This is a genomic window from Flavobacterium beibuense (assembly GCF_004151245.1).
Lineage (GTDB): Bacteria > Bacteroidota > Bacteroidia > Flavobacteriales > Flavobacteriaceae > Flavobacterium > Flavobacterium beibuense_A.
This window is the reverse complement of the sequence record NZ_JUIW01000009.1, coordinates 226,789-245,226: the sequence shown is the minus strand read 5'-3', so window position 1 is coordinate 245,226 and position 18,438 is coordinate 226,789. Positions and strand designations below refer to the sequence as shown.

Sequence of the window (18,438 nt, the reverse complement as noted above, 5' to 3'; positions counted from 1 at the left end):
AAACGTAGTCAGTGATAGGGGCAGGTGGAGCAGGGCTTTGGTTAACAGTTAAGTCCATTGAAACCACTACATAACAACCTGCTAAAGAAGAACCTGCTTCTTTAACTCTAAAGTATATTGTTTGATTTATAGCCTGGCTATCTGAAACATAAGCAGGATAATTCTGCGGGTTAGTACCAGCATCAGCCTCTGCCTGAGTTTGGTGAACTGTAATATCAAGTGTCATTCCAGGTTCAGCAGCAATAATTTCATTAACAGCATCTGTTAAATCAAATGATGCCGTACCATCATTAGGATTATCATCACAAATTTCCATTGGTGCAGGACTAACCACATCATTTGGTAATTCGGTAATATTTATATCAAAATTGGTAATATCAAAACAAGTATCATCACCTAAAGTTGAAACTCTAACAAAAATAGTACGTTCTTCAGCATTATAATTTTGAGGATCTGCAATAGCAGGAGTGTTAGCGTTTGCAGCAACTAGGGACTCAAAATAAGCTATAGTATATGCATTCTCGTCTAATCCTGCCAGAACATCACTATTTTGAACGGTAAGATCGGTCATTACGAAACCGTCACCATCATCATCACAAAGATTAAGGTCGTTAGGCTGACCTGCAACAGGAGCTTCAGCTATAATTATTTCGAAACTTGTTGTGTTTGAACATCCAGTAAGTGCATTTTCCATTCTGGCATATATAGTAACACTAGTATCTGTAGAAAATGCATTATCCGGAATGATAGGATCAAAACCTTCTTCCGCGTCCTCCTCTGTGAGGTGGTATGTTACCGGATACTGAAACTGGTTTCCACCCATTCTAATAAGGGGTGAATTTTGGGACAAGTCAAAAACATAAGGTGGAGGATTTACCGCACAGATAACGAAATCTTCAGGCTCACCTAATTCAACTTCGTCAATTTCAACAACAACAGGCTGAGTTTTAACTACAGGAGGATTATTTCCGCATGGAGTATATGTTGCACGTGCAGTATATACGGTAGTTACCATAGGACATACATTTAAAGTAGTACCTGTACTTACAACCACACCATTTTCATCAAGCCATTCAAAAACAACATTAGAAGGTCCGTTTGGAGTAAAGCGCCAAGCCTCGTTAGTTGTAGTCCAACTACCTGTATTACGTCCCGGAGGAGTTACCCCTTCGGTACCACCGGCATTTTGCACACCAATAACACCTCTACCGCCATTCCAGCTGGTACAAGGAACTCTTCTTTGTACATAAACCTCAATTACGTTTGTAGTTTCATATAATACTATTTGTGAGGTTTGTGCACCAACAGTAGCATCTGTAGTACATCCAAACTGAGCAACCTCAGAAAAGTTTACCACAAGAGTACGACAAGGCGCACTACCTAAAATAGCGTAGTTAATATTAGGATTCGCAAAAGCATTATCTACACTCGGGTCTATATCCTGATACACACCATAAATAGCATTTTTTATAGGAAAACCTGTATTAGGTACAGATTGAGTATAGGACCATGGACATCCACCGTTAGCTGAAAAGTTTGTGGTATCAAAAGTAATAACACCATTAGACCCTATAAGAGCCTGTGTATAATTTTGACCATAAAAACAAAACGAAAACGGTAATGTTACCATAGGAGACCATACGTCATCTGTATTTACAGATACCTGAGTACCTCCGATAAAAGGATAAGGAGGAGCATAAGTAATTGAAGATACATCATAAGATGTGGTTGCTCCCGTATCAAAAAAATCTGCGGTTAATTCTGTACATTCTCCGGGATGACATAAAGGGGCCGGTGCAAAAACACTAACATCCGGACATCCTGGAGCTTGTGAAAAACCTTTAAAGCATACAATACTCATAAAGAGTATTAATAAAAGGTACTTGTTTCTCATTTTTTCTAACTTGTTTTTTGAAAAGGCGAAATTTACACAAAAATAAAGCACTACTTTAAAAAAATTACTTTTTTTTAATATAACGCTTATATATAACAGTTATTACCCCCTACACCCTACCCTGTTTTAAATTTTTTTATAAAACTTTATTTTTTAGCTAAAAGAAAAGAAGATTTAAGCAGTTTTGTTACAAACATAACACAAAACAGTAATTTGGTAAATGAAGCATTATAAATAGCAATACAAAAATTAGCTAACAGCTACAGCCTTTAAAATCAACTTTTATAACTATCTTTGCCACCTGACTTTTTTAAGTATATATTAATTATTGTATCAATGATTGCTAACGAAGATTTAAAAGACGATATAGGAGATAACCATATTGCTACAAGCGCGGCTACACCCTTAAGGCCAGATGCTTTTGAAATGAGTGACGACCAGAAAATAGAAGCTATTAAAAAAGATGTTGAGAGTATTTTAAATACACTTGGTATGGACCTTACAGATGACAGCCTGAAAGGCACCCCTAACAGAGTTGCCAAAATGTTTGTAAAAGAGATTTTTGGCGGACTTAACCCTACAAGAAAACCGGGATCATCTACATTTGAAAATAAATATAAGTATGGTGAAATGCTTGTAGAAAAAAATATTACAATCTATTCTACCTGCGAACACCACCTGTTACCTATAGTAGGACGTGCACACGTTGCCTATATATCTAACGGAACGGTTGTGGGACTTTCTAAAATGAACCGAATTGTGGATTACTTTGCTAAAAGGCCACAGGTACAGGAAAGACTTACCATACAAATTGTGGAGGAACTGAAAAAGGTTCTTAAAACAGAAGATGTTGCCTGCGTTATCGATGCTAAACACCTTTGTGTTAACTCAAGAGGTATTCGCGATATTGAGAGCAGCACCGTAACTTCTGAATTTGGAGGACGATTTAAGGAAGAACATGTTCGCAGAGAGTTTTTAGATTACATAAAACTTGACACACAATTTTAATCCTATTATTTTTATACCGTTACTAACGGATTCAATTTAACCATATGCAGTTGTATAAAAACCAGGCTTTAAAAATTTATAATTCACTAAGTGGAGAAAAGGAAGTGTTTACACCTATACATGAAGGTAGCGTAGGCATGTATGTTTGCGGTCCTACAGTATACAGTAATGTACATTTAGGTAACTGTAGAACATTTATTTCTTTTGACCTGGTTTTCCGTTACCTGAAACATTTAGGTTTTAAGGTACGCTATGTACGTAATATTACTGACGTAGGCCATATTGAAGATGACGCTGATGATGGTGAAGACAAAATTGCAAAAAAAGCAAGGATAGAAAAACTGGAGCCTATGGAGATTGTTCAGCAATACTCGGTAGACTTTCACCAGATTCTTGAAATGTTCAATAACCTGCCGCCAAGCATTGAGCCAACAGCGACAGGACATATTATTGAACAGATTGAGACTATCAAAAAAATAATAGACAACGGATATGCCTATGAATCTAACGGTTCGGTGTATTTTGATGTGGTTAAGTTTAATGAAACCAATCACTACGGAAAACTAAGCGGAAGGAATCTTGAAGATATGATTGCCAATACCCGCGACCTTTCCGGACAGGATGAAAAAAGAAACCCTCAGGATTTTGCACTTTGGAAAAAAGCCGAGCCACAACACATTATGCGCTGGCCATCTCCATGGGGAGACGGTTTTCCGGGCTGGCACCTAGAGTGTACATCTATGAGTACAAAATATTTAGGCAATCATTTTGACATTCATGGTGGTGGTATGGATTTAAAGTTCCCTCACCATGAGTGTGAAATTGCCCAAAACGAAGCCTGCACAGGTCAGTCGCCGGTAAACTTCTGGATGCATGCCAACATGCTTACCCTTAACGGTAAGAAAATGTCGAAGTCTACAGGAAACAACATCCTGCCAAGAGAAATCTTTTCAGGAAACAACTCTATATTAAGTAAGGCTTTTTCGCCCACGGTAACCCGTTTCTTTATACTTCAGGCACACTACCGTAGTGTACTTGACTTTAGTAATGATGCTATTATTGCTGCCGAAAAAGGCTTTAACCGCCTTATGGAAGCAATAGAGTCTTTACCGGGCATTACAACTTCTGCCATATCCAGCATTAATGTTACCGCATGGAAACAGGAATGTTACGATGCCATGAACGACGACTTTAACAGCCCTATATTAATAGCACAGCTATTTGAAGCCGTTAGATACATAAACCTGTTAAAGGATGGTAAAGAAACCATTACAGCAGAAGACCTTGCTTCACTAAGCAGCACAATGCATTCTTTTGTTTATGAAGTATTGGGACTTGTTGATGAAAAGGCAGCTTCTAATAATAATGATAAACTTGAAGGTGTGGTAAACATGCTTATTGGCATGAGAAATGAAGCGAGAGCCAACAAGGACTTTGCCCTTTCTGACCTTATAAGAAACAGGCTTACAGAGCTTGGTATTGAGCTAAAGGACAGTAAGGAAGGCACAACCTTTACCCTTCAACAATAATACATTGACATTTAAAAAGATAATAATAGCGCCCTTTATTTTATTAATACGCTTTTATCAGGGCGCTATTTCTCCTTTTTTGCCTTCGGCATGCCGCTATACCCCTACCTGCTCACAATACACTATTGAAGCTTTACAGATACATGGCCTTTTTAAAGGCGGGTGGCTTGGCATTAAGCGAATTGTAAGCTGTAACCCATGGGGAGGCCGCGGATATGATCCGGTTCCTGAAAGAAAATGCCACCATAATCATTAATTAACGATTTTAAGGCTTGGCAGTCTTTTACATTTATTTATTTTTACAGAAATTAAACCAATAAAAATGACACACGCTTTAAGCTTTGTATGGAATCCGCACGAAGGTATAGACCTAGGGTTCTTTCTGCTTCGTTATTACAGCCTTATGTGGGTTGTAGCCTTTGGCCTTGGCTTCTTCGTAATGAAAAAAATATTTGAACGCGAGGGCGAAAGCATGGAAAAACTGGATAAACTTTTTATATATACCATAGTTGCCACCATGATAGGTGCCCGCTTAGGGCATGTAATATTTTATCAACCGGAACTATTCAGAGAAGATCCCGTTAATGTGTTCCTGCCTTTCCGTACAACCCCAAAATTTGAATTTACAGGTTTTGCCGGACTTGCAAGCCACGGAGCTGCAATAGCTATCATACTTGTTATTTTCTATTACAGCAAAAAAATCATCAAAAGACCTGTATTATGGATGCTTGATCGCATTGTAATACCCGTAACAAGCGGTGGTATCTTTATCCGTATAGGTAACTTTATCAACTCTGAGATATTAGGTAGCGAAACCACTGCCGATCTACCAACAGCAGTTAAATTTATAAGAGGTGAAAAGTATCTCGATAAGGCTGACGCCATGAAGCTTACCCAAACCAACGATTACAACAAGGCTTATGATATGATTCAGAATGATCCTAAATTTTCTGAAAATCTTGCTGCAATACCATACAGGCATCCTGCACAGCTATATGAAGCGTTTTGCTACATTTTTGTGTTTGCCATTATCTATTACATGTATTGGAAAACAGACTCAAGAAAACAGCATGGACTTATATTTGGGGTATTCCTCGTATTACTATGGACAGTTCGTTTTGTAGTGGAGTTTGTTAAACAAAGCCAGGGAGGGTTTGAAGGAGAAAACCCTATCCTGCTTACAGGACAATGGTTAAGCATACCGTTTATATTAGTAGGTTTCTACCTGATATTCACAGCTAAGAAAAGAACAGAAACTCTTTAATTACAGAGTAAATCATAAAAAACCCCGCAATTGCGGGGTTTTTTATTTTATATATTATCTCAATTAATCCGTTAATGTAAAATTGTAAATAATCTTACCTATCTGTTTGTCCGGAGCGTCAGAATCAGGCTCCCATGTTGTATTCATTGCTGCTATTTTTGCCTGTTCTAATAAACATGCTGCATTGTTAGTGGTTCCCCTCGCTCCCGGCTTAGCACTTATTACCCTCCCGGAACGGTCTACAGAAATCTCAACCACTACCTTACCCTGTTCATTGCACAAATACTTAGGCTGTGGTTTAGCTATAGCATTCCTGCCACCTAACTGATAGTTACCGTTACCTGTACCAACAGTACCTTTTCCTCCGTTACCATAGCCTCCCTGAAGTGATCCGTCTATTTTACCCTGGTCACCGGCCTGATTACTGTCACCCTGACCTTGTGTTGCCTTACCTTCGCTTTTTGGTCCGTTTATAAGACTGTTTAAGGCATCAGTAGTACTTTTAGAAGGTGTGGGTGGTTTAGGAGTCTCTTTAGGCTTTTCTGTAGGCTTAGGAGTTTCCTTTTTAGGTTTGGTATCGTTAATAACCGGAGCATCATCTACATCCTGAGTAACTACTTCCTCCGTAACAGGGTTTGACTCAGGAACCGACTGCTGTGGCTGTGGTGCCGACTGTATAGGTTCGGTAGGCTGGATATCGCCCTGACCAAAATCAGTAGTACCAAAGTTAATGGCAATACCATTTTCAGGGGGTGGATCCATATACTTCATACCAAGGAAAAAGCACAGAATAAGCAGTATCGCAAATATCGTTACTGTTATTGCAAATGATTTCCTTTCGTTTTCTGTTTCCAAATACTTCATTATTCCTATTATTTAGGATTAACTGCCAATACTATTTTAAATTTGTTTCTGTAAGCTATATCCATTACGCTTACCGCCTTTTCAATAGGCACACCTGTTTCGGCACGCAATACAATAGCTTTACCTTCCTGCCCCGCCAACAGTTCTATTAGTCTTCCTTCAAGAGCTTCTTCTGCTATAGGGTCTTTATCTATAAAATACTCCAAATCCTTATTTATACTTACCGATACATTCTGGTTATTTTCGGTCTTACCTTTTGCCTTTGGCAGGTTAATGTCCAGAGCATTGGTAGTAACCATTGTAGAAGTAAGCATAAAGAATATCAATAACAGGAATACAATATCCGTCATTGACGACATATTGAACTCCGGAGTTACTTTGTTTCTGCTTCTAAAATTCATAATTATACCGGATCATTTAATAAGTCCAGGAAATCAACTGCGTTGGCCTCCATCTGGTTTACAATCTTATCTGTTTTCACTACCAGGTGGTTATAACCAATATAAGCTATAATACCTACAATAAGACCAACCACGGTAGTTGTCATTGCTGTATAAATACCACTGGCAAGAGCATCAACTTGTATTTGTCCGCCACCGCTTGCTATCTCATGGAATGCAAGTACCATACCAACTACGGTTCCAAGGAAACCAATCATAGGTCCTGCACCCGAAATAGTAGCCAATATACTCACGTTCTTTTCAAGATTATATATCTCGAGCTTACCTGCACTTTCAATCGCTGTATTAATATCCTCTAGCGGCTTGCCAATTCTTGATATACCTTTTTCTACCAGTCTTGATACCGGAGTGTTTGTATGCTGGCATAAAAGCTTAGCGCTGTCAAAACGTCTGTGGGTAATATGATCCCTAATCTGGTTCATAAACCCTTTATCTTCTTTAGAGGCTGCCTTAAGAGCAAGTATCCTTTCTATATAAAGGTAAATTGCCACAAACAAAAGAACCGCAAGAACAATCATAATGATCTGTCCTCCGAGTCCGCCGCTTGTTAGGAGTTCCCAAATAGATAATGTTTTTTCTGTTGCCTGCTCATCTAATAGAGCTTCCTGAGCCACTGCCAAACTATCGGCGGCATTCTGAATGTTTACCATAGAGAATTAAGTCTTAAAATATTTATCTTTTAAATTTTAACGCTAATATAGGCTAAAAATTGCTTAATAGCCACAGCGCTAACATCTCTTTTAGAAATAAAAAAACCTGCCTGAAAATCAGGCAGGTTTTATATATAATTGTAAAAAAACTATTACTCAGCCGTGTTGTGTGCCGCTTCAACAGCTTTTTTGTCTTTAGCTGAAACTGTATCTACAAGGATAGGAGTAGCTATGAATAGTGATGAATAAGTACCCACTATAATACCCACAAGCATTGCGAATACGAATCCACGGATAGACTCACCACCAAATATAAACATGATAAGTAATACAATTATTACAGTTAGTGATGTATTAATAGTTCTTGATAGGGTTGTATTAATAGAGTGATTAACAATACTGTTAAAGTCACCTTTAACATTACCACCAAGGTATTCCCTTACCCTGTCAAATACAATTACCGTATCGTTTAATGAGTAACCAATTACCGTTAGGATAGCTGCAATAAAGTGCTGGTTCATTTCCATTTGGAAAGGAGCTATAGCATACCCTGCAGAATAGATACCTAATACAATGATAACGTCGTGAGTTACCGCTGCAACAGCACCTAAACTAAACTGCCATCTTCTGAAACTGATCATTAGGTAAAGGAATACAATAACTAATGAACCCAGTACAGCCCAGTAAGAGTTAGTCTTGATATCTTTTGCGATGGTAGGACCCACTTTTGAAGCCTGAAGTACACCAAGCTCCTTACCTTCATAAGAGTTTACGAATTTATCATAAGAAATATCAGTAGTATAGAACTTCTTAAGATTATCATATAGTATATGGTTAACTTCTTTATCAACTTCAACACCGTGAGCATCTACTTTATATTTAGTAGTTATTCTTAACTGATTCTCGCTACCAAATACTTTTGCATCAACTGCACTACCAAAAGCATCACTTAAAACAGACTTGACTTCTTCTACAGATACTTTGTTTTCAAACTTAACCTGGAAAGTACGCCCTCCTACAAAGTCAATACCCTGATCAAGTCCGTTTACAGCAAACGATACGAAACTACCTGCAATAAGGATACCTGAAATAACATAAGCAAGTTTCTTTTTAGCAAGGAAGTTAAAGTCAAACTTAGTAAACCAGTTTTTAGTAATTGATGTATTGAAAGTAAGGTTACCGCTTCTGTTTGCAGCCCAGTCAAGCAAAATTCTTGTTATGAAGATAGCAGTAAACAGAGAGGTAAGTATACCTATAAGTAGTGTAGTTGCGAAACCTTTTACAGGACCTGTACCAAATATTAATAGTACTAAACCGGTAAGGAATGTTGTAACGTTAGCATCGATAATAGATGACATAGCACCTTTCCAGCTAAACGCGTCTTTAATAGACTCACCCAGTGTCTTGCCTATTCTAAGCTCTTCTTTAGCCCTTTCATAGATAATGATGTTAGCATCTACCGCAGTACCCATCGTTAATACGATACCGGCAATACCAGGTAATGTAAGCACAGCACCTAAGCTTGCAAGTACACCAAACAGTAAAAGTAAGTTAACTGCAAGAGCAAGGTTTGCATACCAACCCGCTTTACCGTAGTAGAATATCATCCAGAAAGAGATTAGCAGTAAACCTACTAATGAAGAAGTGATACCGTTATCGATAGCTTCCTGACCTAATGAAGGACCAACAACTTCTGACTGTACAATATCTGCAGATGCAGGAAGTTTACCCGCTCTTAGTACGTTAGCTAAGTCTTTTGTTTCAGTTACATCAAATGAACCTGAGATTTGAGAGTTACCACCCGAAATAGCTCCTGTAGTGACTGTAGGTGCAGAGTAAACAACGTTATCAAGAACGATAGCGATGTTGCCACGCTCTTCGTATGCTTTACGGGTTAAGTCTTCCCAAATTCTTGAACCTTTAGCATCCATTTGCATAGACACGATAGGCTTACCTAACTGGTCAAAATCATCTTTAGCACCAGTAATAACGCTACCGCTTAACGGAGCAAGGTTTTCTTTGTTTCCTTTAAGAGCATATAACTCTACAACACCCGGATTAGCTTTACTTTCTTTACCCCAAGCAAAACGTACAAAACGTAAATCACCTGTCAGGTTAGCACGGATGTCTGATCTTTTAAAGTAACTATTGATTTTAGCAGTATCTTTTGTAGCTGCCATACCAATTATAGGACCTCCCTGGAAACCAGGTTGGAATATTTCAAATAATGGGTTGTTACCTTTTTTTGCTGCTGCAGAGTCTTCTGCCTTATCAACTAAAAGAGACTCTAAAGAAGAGTTTACAGTATCTTTTGTTTCTGCTTTAGCCTCTTCAGCTTTTTCAGTTTCTTGTAAGATTTGGCTTGCCTGACCTAAGAAAGGAGCAAGATCGTCTAACTTATAAACTTCCCAAAACTCAAGCTGAGCGGTACTTTGTAGTAATTTTTTAACCCTGTCTATATCCTTAGCACCCGGAAGCTCTACAAGAATTCTTCCTGACTGACCAAGTTTTTGAAGGTTTGGCTGTACAACGCCAAATTTATCTATACGTTTTGTTAGTACACCAAATGCACTGTCGATAGCATCGCTAACTTTTTTCTTAACCTGAGCCTTAACTTCCTCATCAGTCATGCTGGTTTTAACTTCGCTAAAGTTTCTGTTAGCAAAAATTTTAGGAGAAGAAAGCTGTATACTACCTTTGGACTCTTTTTCAAAAGCAACAAAAAACGCGTCAAGATAATCCTGATTACCCTGCTGCTCTTTTGTAGCAACTTCTAAAGCCTTGTTGAAAACGGCGTTGTCAGTATTATTAGCTAAACCTTTAAGGATATCTTTTACAGATATCTGTAGGATAACGTTAATACCTCCTTCAAGGTCAAGACCCTTGTTAATTTGTTTGTCTCTTACCTGATTGTAAGTATAACCAAGAAAAACATCCTCTTTGCCTATTGAGTCAAGATAAGCCAATTCTTTTGTTGAATCGCCGTTAGCAAATGCCTTAGCATCGTCCTGAACTTTATTAGAAGCAAATGTGAATGAAAGCTGATAAATACTTACTGCCGCTAAAATAATTGCGAAAAATTTAATAAGTCCCTTATTCTGCATTAGTACTAAAAATTAATTATTCCATTTTTTAAAAACGAGCAAATATATAATTCTCCAAATGATTAACCAATTAATTTGCTAATTATATCACAAAAAAAAGACCGCATAAAGCAGTCTTTTATGATATATTAAGAAAATGTTATGCTAATACCGATTTCAAAGCATCGTTCATGCTCCTTACAGCATCGGCACTTTTAGCAAACAATCCCTTTTCTTTCTCGTCAAGATTAATATTTACAATTTCTTCTATTCCGTTTTTACCTATTATACATGGTACCCCCATGCAAATATCACTCTGCCCGTATTCTCCTTCAAGATATACCGAACAAGCTATCATTTTCCTTTGATCGTTAAGAATACTATCTACAAGATAAGCTACCGAAGCTCCCGGGGCATACCATGCCGAAGTGCCTAAAAGCCCTGTTAATGTAGCACCACCTACCATTGTATCGGCAGCAACCTTATCAAGAACTTCCTGAGAAAGAAAATCTGATACCGGGCTACCATTGTATGATGCAATTCTGGTTAACGGAATCATGGTTGTATCGCCATGTCCGCCAATTACCATACCCTGTACATCGTTTGAGGGTTTGTTTAACGCCTGAGAAAGGTAATATTTAAAGCGAGAGCTATCTAAAGCGCCTCCCATACCAATAATCCTGTTTTTAGGCAATCCTGTAGCCTTAAGGGTTAAATATGCCATTGTGTCCATTGGATTAGACACAACCACAATTATGGCATCAGGAGAATATTTAAGTACGTTATCAGCTACCGATTTTACAATACCTGCATTAATACCTATAAGCTCTTCCCGTGTCATACCAGGTTTTCTAGGTATACCTGATGTTATAACAACCACATTACTGTTTGCAGTTTTAGAATAATCGTTTGTACTTCCCGAAACCCTTGTATTAAATCCGGTAGTGGTAGCACACTGCATTATATCCATAGCTTTACCTTCTGCAAAGCCTTCTTTAATATCTAATAAAACCACTTCACTGGCTATTCCTCTGTAAGAAATCACGTCTGCACATGTAGCGCCCACATTACCGGCACCTACAATTGTTACTTTCATAGTATAATATTTTTAGATTGGTTAATTCAAAAAAAGTTATTGTTCCTAACAAATATAGCAAAACCAACCATTTAAAACACATCAAATTATCAATATTACAGCATTATTTATCTATTAATACTATTTTAAAAATAAAAAGGGGCATCGCATTACCGACACCCCCTTTTTGGCAGATATTTTACTAATAAGCTTACGCGTCAATTTTAGCGTAAACCGCATTTTTCTCAATAAATTCCCTTCTTGGCGGAACCTCATCACCCATAAGCATCGAGAATATTCTGTCTGCTTCCGCAAGACTGTCAATACTTACCTGGCGAAGCGTTCTGAACTCAGGATCCATAGTAGTATCCCAAAGCTGTTCTGCGTTCATCTCTCCAAGACCTTTATAACGTTGAATAGTTGCTCCCCCACCCATTCTTTCATTAATCATATCACGCTGAGCATCGTTCCACGCATACTCTTTCTTATTACCCTTCTTAACAAGGTAAAGCGGCGGAGTAGCAATATAAACGTGTCCGTTTTCTATAAGTTCCTTCATAAACCTGAAGAAGAACGTTAGGATAAGTGTAGAAATGTGGCTACCATCAACGTCGGCATCACACATGATAACTACTTTGTGGTAACGAAGTTTCTCTAAGTTAAGCGCTTTACTGTCTTCTGCAGTACCTATTGTAACACCCAGTGCGGTAAAGATGTTTTTAATCTCATCATTTTCAAACACTTTGTGGTGCATCGCTTTTTCTACGTTAAGTATTTTACCCCTTAACGGAAGGATAGCCTGGAAGTTACGATCACGTCCCTGTTTTGCAGTACCACCTGCGGAGTCACCCTCCACAAGGAATATCTCGCATTTTGCAGGATCCTGTTCTGAACAGTCAGACAGTTTACCCGGTAATCCGCCGCCACCCATAACAGTTTTACGCTGTACCATTTCGCGGGCTTTTTTAGCAGCGTGGCGTGCCTGTGCCGCTAATATTACCTTTTGCACAATGATTTTAGCATCGTTAGGGTTTTCTTCAAGATAGTTTTCAAGCATTTCGCTCACCGCCTGACTTACAGGTGCCACTACCTCACGGTTACCTAATTTGGTTTTTGTTTGCCCCTCAAACTGAGGTTCAGAAACTTTTACCGATATAATCGCTGTTAAACCTTCACGAAAATCATCCCCTGATATTTCAAACTTAAGCTTATCTAAAAGCCCTGATGAATCGGCATATTTCTTTAAGGTATTGGTTAACCCCCTACGGAAGCCCGATAAGTGGGTACCACCTTCATGTGTATTAATATTATTTACGTAAGAGAAAATATTCTCTGTATAGCTGGTATTATAAACCAATGCCACCTCTACAGGAACCTCACCCTTATCTGTCTCCATACTGATAACGCTGGCAATAATAGGCTCACGGTTACCATCAAGAAACTTAACAAATTCCTTTAAACCTTCCTGAGAATGGAAAGTTTCTCCTAAAAATTCACCTTTGTCATTTTTCTCTCTTCTGTCAGTAAGCGTTATACTAATACCTTTATTAAGGAAAGAAAGCTCACGCATACGTGCAGCAAGTGTATCATAAGAGTACTCTGTAGTTTGTGTAAAAATGGTAGAATCCGGTTTAAAAGTTACTGTAGTACCTCTTTTATCGGTCTCCCCTACCTGCTTAACAGGATAAATAGCCTTACCTCTTTCATACTCCTGCTCATATATTTTTCCTTCACGGAAAACTGTAGCCTTAAGATGATCTGAAAGTGCATTAACACACGATACACCTACACCGTGTAGACCACCCGATACCTTATAGGAGTCTTTATCAAACTTACCTCCGGCACCTATCTTGGTCATTACGACCTCAAGAGCAGACACACCTTCTTTTTTATGCATATCAACCGGTATACCACGGCCATTATCCTCTACAGTAATGGAATTATCTTCATTAATTGTAACATAGATAGTATCACAATGTCCGGCAAGTGCCTCATCAATTGAGTTATCTACAACCTCATATACAAGGTGGTGTAGACCTCTTGTACCCACATCTCCAATGTACATGGAAGGACGCATCCTTACGTGTTCCATTCCCTCCAGGGCCTGAATACTGTCTGCCGAATAATTGTTTTTCTTTACCTCTTCGCTCATAAAATCTGTATTCTTAATGAAATTTTAAGTTAACGAACAAATATATAAAAACAGGAGGGATATTACTACCAAAACACCATATTTAGCAGCTAAGTTATTAACAAGTTATTAAATTTTGAATTTTTATGCCAATACTAACGAATAGCAATATAAACACTAATAAAATGCTATTAGTCTAATTAAAAAACGGTTAGCAATAACCAAAAATAAGAACACCACGCAAAAATGCGTGGCGCTTACAAACAAACAAACTAAAATTCCAAAAAAATCTGAAATTATCTTAAACTTCCAATTTCATTTGTGCTATAGCGGTATCGGCCATAATGTGTGCCGCATTTGCCCTACCGCTTGGATCGGTGTTTTCCTGCCATTTAGGAATCCATTTCCTAACTGTTTGCGCAGCACTCCTCTGCGGGAAATGCTTACTGAAAACCGACCTGTAATAATAGGCCTCTTTAGTCGCAGGTGTGTTATACGGAAAACGCTCTTCTGCCCTTTCCATTTCCTCATCGGTCACCATTTTAGAGCAGTATTCAATAAGGGTGTCTATCCAGTTATAACCTACACCATCCGAAAACTGTTCTTTTTGCCTCCAAAGCACACTATCCGGAAGATAGGGCTGCTGCGGAGTATCAAAAGCCTTTCTTAAAATGTATTTTTCTATGCCATCATAAGTCTTAGGTTGTTTCTCTTCCGGCTTTATGGTAATGGCAAGCTCAAGAAACTTCTTATCCAGGAAGGGAACCCTTGCTTCTATGCCATGAGCCATTGTCGACTTATCTGCACGCAGTAAATCGGCCGTAAAGAGCTTTTGTACCCTTTCTATTGTTTCTTTCTGGAAATCGGCCTCAGAAGGCGCATTACGAAAATACAGGTAACCCCCGAAAATCTCATCTGCCCCTTCACCCGATAATACTACTTTAATTCCTTTTTGAGCAATAGCTTCGGAAAGGAAGTACATAGGCGTACTCGCCCTTACAGAAGTAACATCATAAGTTTCCAAATGCCATATAAGCTTATCCAGTATTTCTATACCCTGCTCTATTGTAAAATATATTTCATGATGTTGTGTACCTAAAAACTCAGCCACACGTTTTGCAGCAACAGTATCGGGAGCATTAGCATCAAGACCTATAGAGAACGAATGGAGTACTTGCCCTTTTTCTTTCATTAATCTTGCCGCTATGGATGACGTTAACGAAGAGTCAAGCCCACCACTAAGCAATACCCCAACAGGAACATCGCTCATAAGCCTTTTTTCTACAGCCTGGGTAAGCGTTTGTCTTATTGCCTCATAATTCACTTCTTCAACGGCATTGGCAGCATTTTCCCATTTTGGCCTATAGTATTTTACAAACCCTGTTTGAGGGGTATAATAATGCCCCGGAGGAAAAGTAGAGAACGTCTGGCACTGATCGGACAATGCTTTCATCTCAGAAGCAAAATAGATTCTTCCTCTTTCATCCAGTCCGTAATACAATGGTTTTACCCCAAGCGGGTCGCGCCCTGCTATATAATCGTCGCCGTTAACAACAACAAAAGCGAACATACCATCCAGTAAATGACAGAAATCATAACCAAACGTCTCATACAGATGCACTATAACCTCTGAATCAGAATGCGTCCTGAAAGTATGTCCTTTAAGCACTGTATCCCTAAGTTCCTGATGATTGTATATTTCACCATTATGCACCATCCACGCCTTATCAGTACCCTGTATAGGCTGCTTACCTGTATTAAGGTCTATTATGGATAACCGCTCATGACTTAATATATGCCCGTTTTCTGTTACATGTAGATCACTTTCATCCGGCCCGCGATGGGACATTCTTTTAGAAAGCTGCTTAACAAGAGCTTCATCTTTTCCTCTTCCGATAATTGCTAAAATTCCGCACATACTCTTCTGTTTTTATCTCATTCAACTGTTTTAAGTTGCTTTATATAAGACAAATTTGAGTTTTAACTTTCATTTTAAAAACGTAAAATAAATTTCAACTTACATTTTTAAAGAAAAAGAATTTAATTAAAACAATTTTAAAAGTAAAAAGTAAAAATTATATGTTCTCAGATTACAGATTTAAAAAAAAGCCACCCCTTCAGGTAGCTTTTTTTCATTTTATAACATGCCTTTTTGCTATTTAAGCAATTTCTTCGATACTATATTTTGTATTATTGACTTCAATTTCATTTCCTTTCTCACTCCCTAAAAGTTTACTCCCCAGCGGTGACTGAGGCGAGAGTGCAAAAATGGCAGTACCTTCCACCACTATTTTAGGTAGTGCAGCACTTAAAAACAAATACATATTATTTGCCTTTACAAGGCTCCCCAATATAATTTTTGAAGAAACAGTATCAGGTTCTATTTTATCCAATACTGATTTTTGTTCCAAGATTTCCTTTAGCTTATGGTTCAGTTTTTCCTGTTCAAGGTGCATCATTGAAAGGGCTGTTTCATGCTTATCCCCCGCCGATCCCTTCGCGTCGTTAGCGGCTCCTTCTGTAAGGGCATCTATCATATCCCTGAAAGCGTCTTCCTTATCCTGAACCTGTTGCTTATAGTAGTTTAAAACCTTTTGTTTTAATTCTTTCATATATCCCTTATCCCTTATAAAGCAGCAAAGCTACACAGGATTTACTCCCATATAGCCTTACATGTATTTTTTATTTCTTATCCTTAGAAATTAAACTTGTATGATGCCCCTAAAAGGAACTGAAACCCCTGTACAGGATAATTAACCCATTTCTGATAGTTTTGTCCTGCAATATTATTTAGTTTCAAGAAACCTGTAAGCCTTTCATTATACCTGTACCCTACATGAGCATTAGCATCAAAATAGCTGTCTAATGTTACTACTGCACTTGTAGCCAGCGGATCTACAAATTCAGGATTGTTTACAGCAACAAAATCTTTTCTTTCACCTACAAAAAACACGTTAGCACCAGCATACCATTTCTCAGTAATATCCACATCAAGGTTAGCACCTATCTGCATTGACGGCAGGTTCCATGCCTCATCAAGATTTTCTGTAGTATAACTGCTAAATGTACCGTTTACACCAAAAGCTACGCTTTTAGAGATATCGGCCTTAAGCTCACCAAAGAAACTTACCGTTTGCAGTTTATCATATACCAGACCGAATGAATTACCATAATTGTAATTTGCTCGTGGTTCAGCTGGCTGAGGCTGAGGCATACTCATCATATTATTCATAAAGAACGCTCTGTTATCCTCATTCATGTATGAACCGCGTATGTTATAAGCCACATTGCTAGCCAACTTACCTTTTAAACCAACATAAATATCATACTGCTGATCTGTTGGCGAAATTATAAGGTTTGGCGCTAAAAAGTGATTCTCGTCTACAAAATCGGCATACGAGTTTTGTTTTAATGTACCTTCAGCACCTGCATAAGCAATCATTAAGTCGCCCACAACTTTGTAAGATGCCTTAACCTGCGGATATACATAGAACTTGTTATCACTTTCACCCATCAGCTTACTTATACTGTAAAACAATCCGGCACCTAATTGTACCGATAAATCATCGCTCTGGAAAAGCACACTTGGTTGTATTCCTAAGTTAAAATAACTGTAATCTATTTGAGAAGTTAAAAAATCTGCTTCCTCAAAAGTACCACCTACATAATCGGCAATAAAGTCAACTTTTATTTTCTCTTCAAGCACATCGATATCTAAAGAAGGCTTTATATAAAAACGGTTTTCTGCTGAATCATATCCATCCCAAAAACGCTTATATAATACCGAAGCATCCCTAAAGAAACTATCTTCTGCAGCTATCTTGCCTCCTAAATAAAACGTATTATAAGTTTGCTTAGGATCTATCGCAGCGATTTCCTCATCAGTAAACACCTGATATTCTAATGGCAATCCGTACCAGTTATAAACCTGGTTCTGATAACCCATATCGGCATTCCAGCTATAATCTTTCTGCCTGTTACCGTAAGTTAAGTCTAAACCGGTGTTATAGTACTTATCATCCAGCACAACACCATCTATACCTCCCTGTGAAGATATGTGACGAAGCATACCTCCCACATACTCATTACGGTTAAGGTTTTCGGTAACAAAAAGTTCTGCATTAATAGTACCATAGTTACCTATACCTAATGACGCATAATTGTTAAAGGCTGTTTCCTTTTTAGCCCTTTTTACTCCCGCCGCTTTACCTTTTGCAGGGGTAAATGTAGAGGCAACAGGAAAAGAGAATATATTGTATTCAATCTCTTTTTTCTGAGCATTATCCTCATCCTCCATTACAGGAGTTTCCTTTACTTTAAAAGCATCCGAAATTGTTGGTGTATATGGTTTAACCACATTTACCACTTCGGTTCCTATGTTCTCGTCTTTCTTTTGGGCCGTGGCTGCCTGAAAACCTGCCAGGGCTAAAACAAAAGCTATTTTATATTGAAATCTGATTGTCATAACTAAATTTTAAA

Annotated in this window: 13 protein-coding genes and 1 pseudogene; 4 read left to right on the top strand and 10 right to left on the bottom strand. The window is 38.2% G+C overall.

From position 1 onward, the window contains the following. A pseudogene (locus NU09_RS13855) lies at positions 1-1,894 on the bottom strand (hypothetical protein); the annotation flags it as partial. 336 nt (positions 1,895-2,230) lie between these two features. Here NU09_RS13855 and folE point away from each other — a divergent pair. The 4 genes from folE (at position 2,231) to lgt (ending at position 5,695) form a co-directional block, all read left to right on the top strand. Beyond that, positions 2,231-2,902, top strand: coding sequence for a GTP cyclohydrolase I FolE (folE, locus tag NU09_RS13850; protein WP_129751893.1), 672 nt, complete (start codon positions 2,231-2,233; stop codon positions 2,900-2,902). Between the two features lie 44 nt (positions 2,903-2,946). Further along, positions 2,947-4,431: a cysteine--tRNA ligase gene (gene cysS / locus NU09_RS13845; protein ID WP_129751892.1), complete on the top strand. Its 1,485-nt coding sequence runs from the start codon at positions 2,947-2,949 to the stop codon at positions 4,429-4,431. Positions 4,432-4,435: 4 nt separating this feature from the next. Then, positions 4,436-4,687 carry a membrane protein insertion efficiency factor YidD gene (yidD, locus tag NU09_RS13840; protein WP_129751891.1) on the top strand — a complete coding sequence of 84 codons (252 nt, stop codon included), beginning with the start codon at positions 4,436-4,438 and terminating at the stop codon, positions 4,685-4,687. Between the two features lie 66 nt (positions 4,688-4,753). Beyond that, positions 4,754-5,695, top strand: coding sequence for a prolipoprotein diacylglyceryl transferase (lgt, locus tag NU09_RS13835; protein WP_129751890.1), 942 nt, complete (start codon positions 4,754-4,756; stop codon positions 5,693-5,695). A 63-nt stretch (positions 5,696-5,758) separates the two neighbouring features. On the opposite strand, the gene NU09_RS13830 is transcribed toward lgt, so the two are convergent. The 9 genes from NU09_RS13830 to NU09_RS13790 form a co-directional block, all read right to left on the bottom strand. Then, positions 5,759-6,559 (bottom strand): energy transducer TonB, encoded by an 801-nt coding sequence (locus NU09_RS13830; RefSeq protein ID WP_129751889.1) that lies wholly within the window; start codon positions 6,557-6,559, stop codon positions 5,759-5,761. A gap of 8 nt (positions 6,560-6,567) precedes the next feature. After that, on the bottom strand, positions 6,568-6,960 hold the full coding sequence (locus NU09_RS13825) for an ExbD/TolR family protein (protein WP_129751888.1): 393 nt from the start codon (positions 6,958-6,960) through the stop codon (positions 6,568-6,570). Positions 6,961-6,962: 2 nt separating this feature from the next. After that, a complete protein-coding gene (locus NU09_RS13820; protein WP_129751887.1) occupies positions 6,963-7,670 on the bottom strand; it encodes a MotA/TolQ/ExbB proton channel family protein in 708 nt (235 codons plus the stop codon). Positions 7,671-7,822: 152 nt separating this feature from the next. Further along, positions 7,823-10,774, bottom strand: a complete 2,952-nt coding sequence (secDF, locus tag NU09_RS13815) for a protein translocase subunit SecDF (protein ID WP_129751886.1) — start codon at positions 10,772-10,774, stop codon at positions 7,823-7,825. A 139-nt stretch (positions 10,775-10,913) separates the two neighbouring features. Further along, positions 10,914-11,849 carry a malate dehydrogenase gene (locus NU09_RS13810; RefSeq protein ID WP_129751885.1) on the bottom strand — a complete coding sequence of 312 codons (936 nt, stop codon included), beginning with the start codon at positions 11,847-11,849 and terminating at the stop codon, positions 10,914-10,916. Positions 11,850-12,039: 190 nt separating this feature from the next. After that, a complete protein-coding gene (gene gyrB, locus NU09_RS13805; RefSeq protein WP_129751884.1) occupies positions 12,040-13,980 on the bottom strand; it encodes a DNA topoisomerase (ATP-hydrolyzing) subunit B in 1,941 nt (646 codons plus the stop codon). Positions 13,981-14,260: 280 nt separating this feature from the next. Next, on the bottom strand, positions 14,261-15,877 hold the full coding sequence (gene asnB, locus NU09_RS13800; RefSeq protein WP_129751883.1) for an asparagine synthase B: 1,617 nt from the start codon (positions 15,875-15,877) through the stop codon (positions 14,261-14,263). Positions 15,878-16,118: 241 nt separating this feature from the next. Beyond that, entirely contained in the window at positions 16,119-16,571 is a 453-nt protein-coding gene (locus NU09_RS13795) for a hypothetical protein (RefSeq protein WP_129751882.1), read from the bottom strand. Between the two features lie 83 nt (positions 16,572-16,654). Continuing rightward, positions 16,655-18,424, bottom strand: a complete 1,770-nt coding sequence (locus tag NU09_RS13790; protein ID WP_129751881.1) for a TonB-dependent receptor — start codon at positions 18,422-18,424, stop codon at positions 16,655-16,657. Positions 18,425-18,438 lie beyond the last annotated feature (14 nt).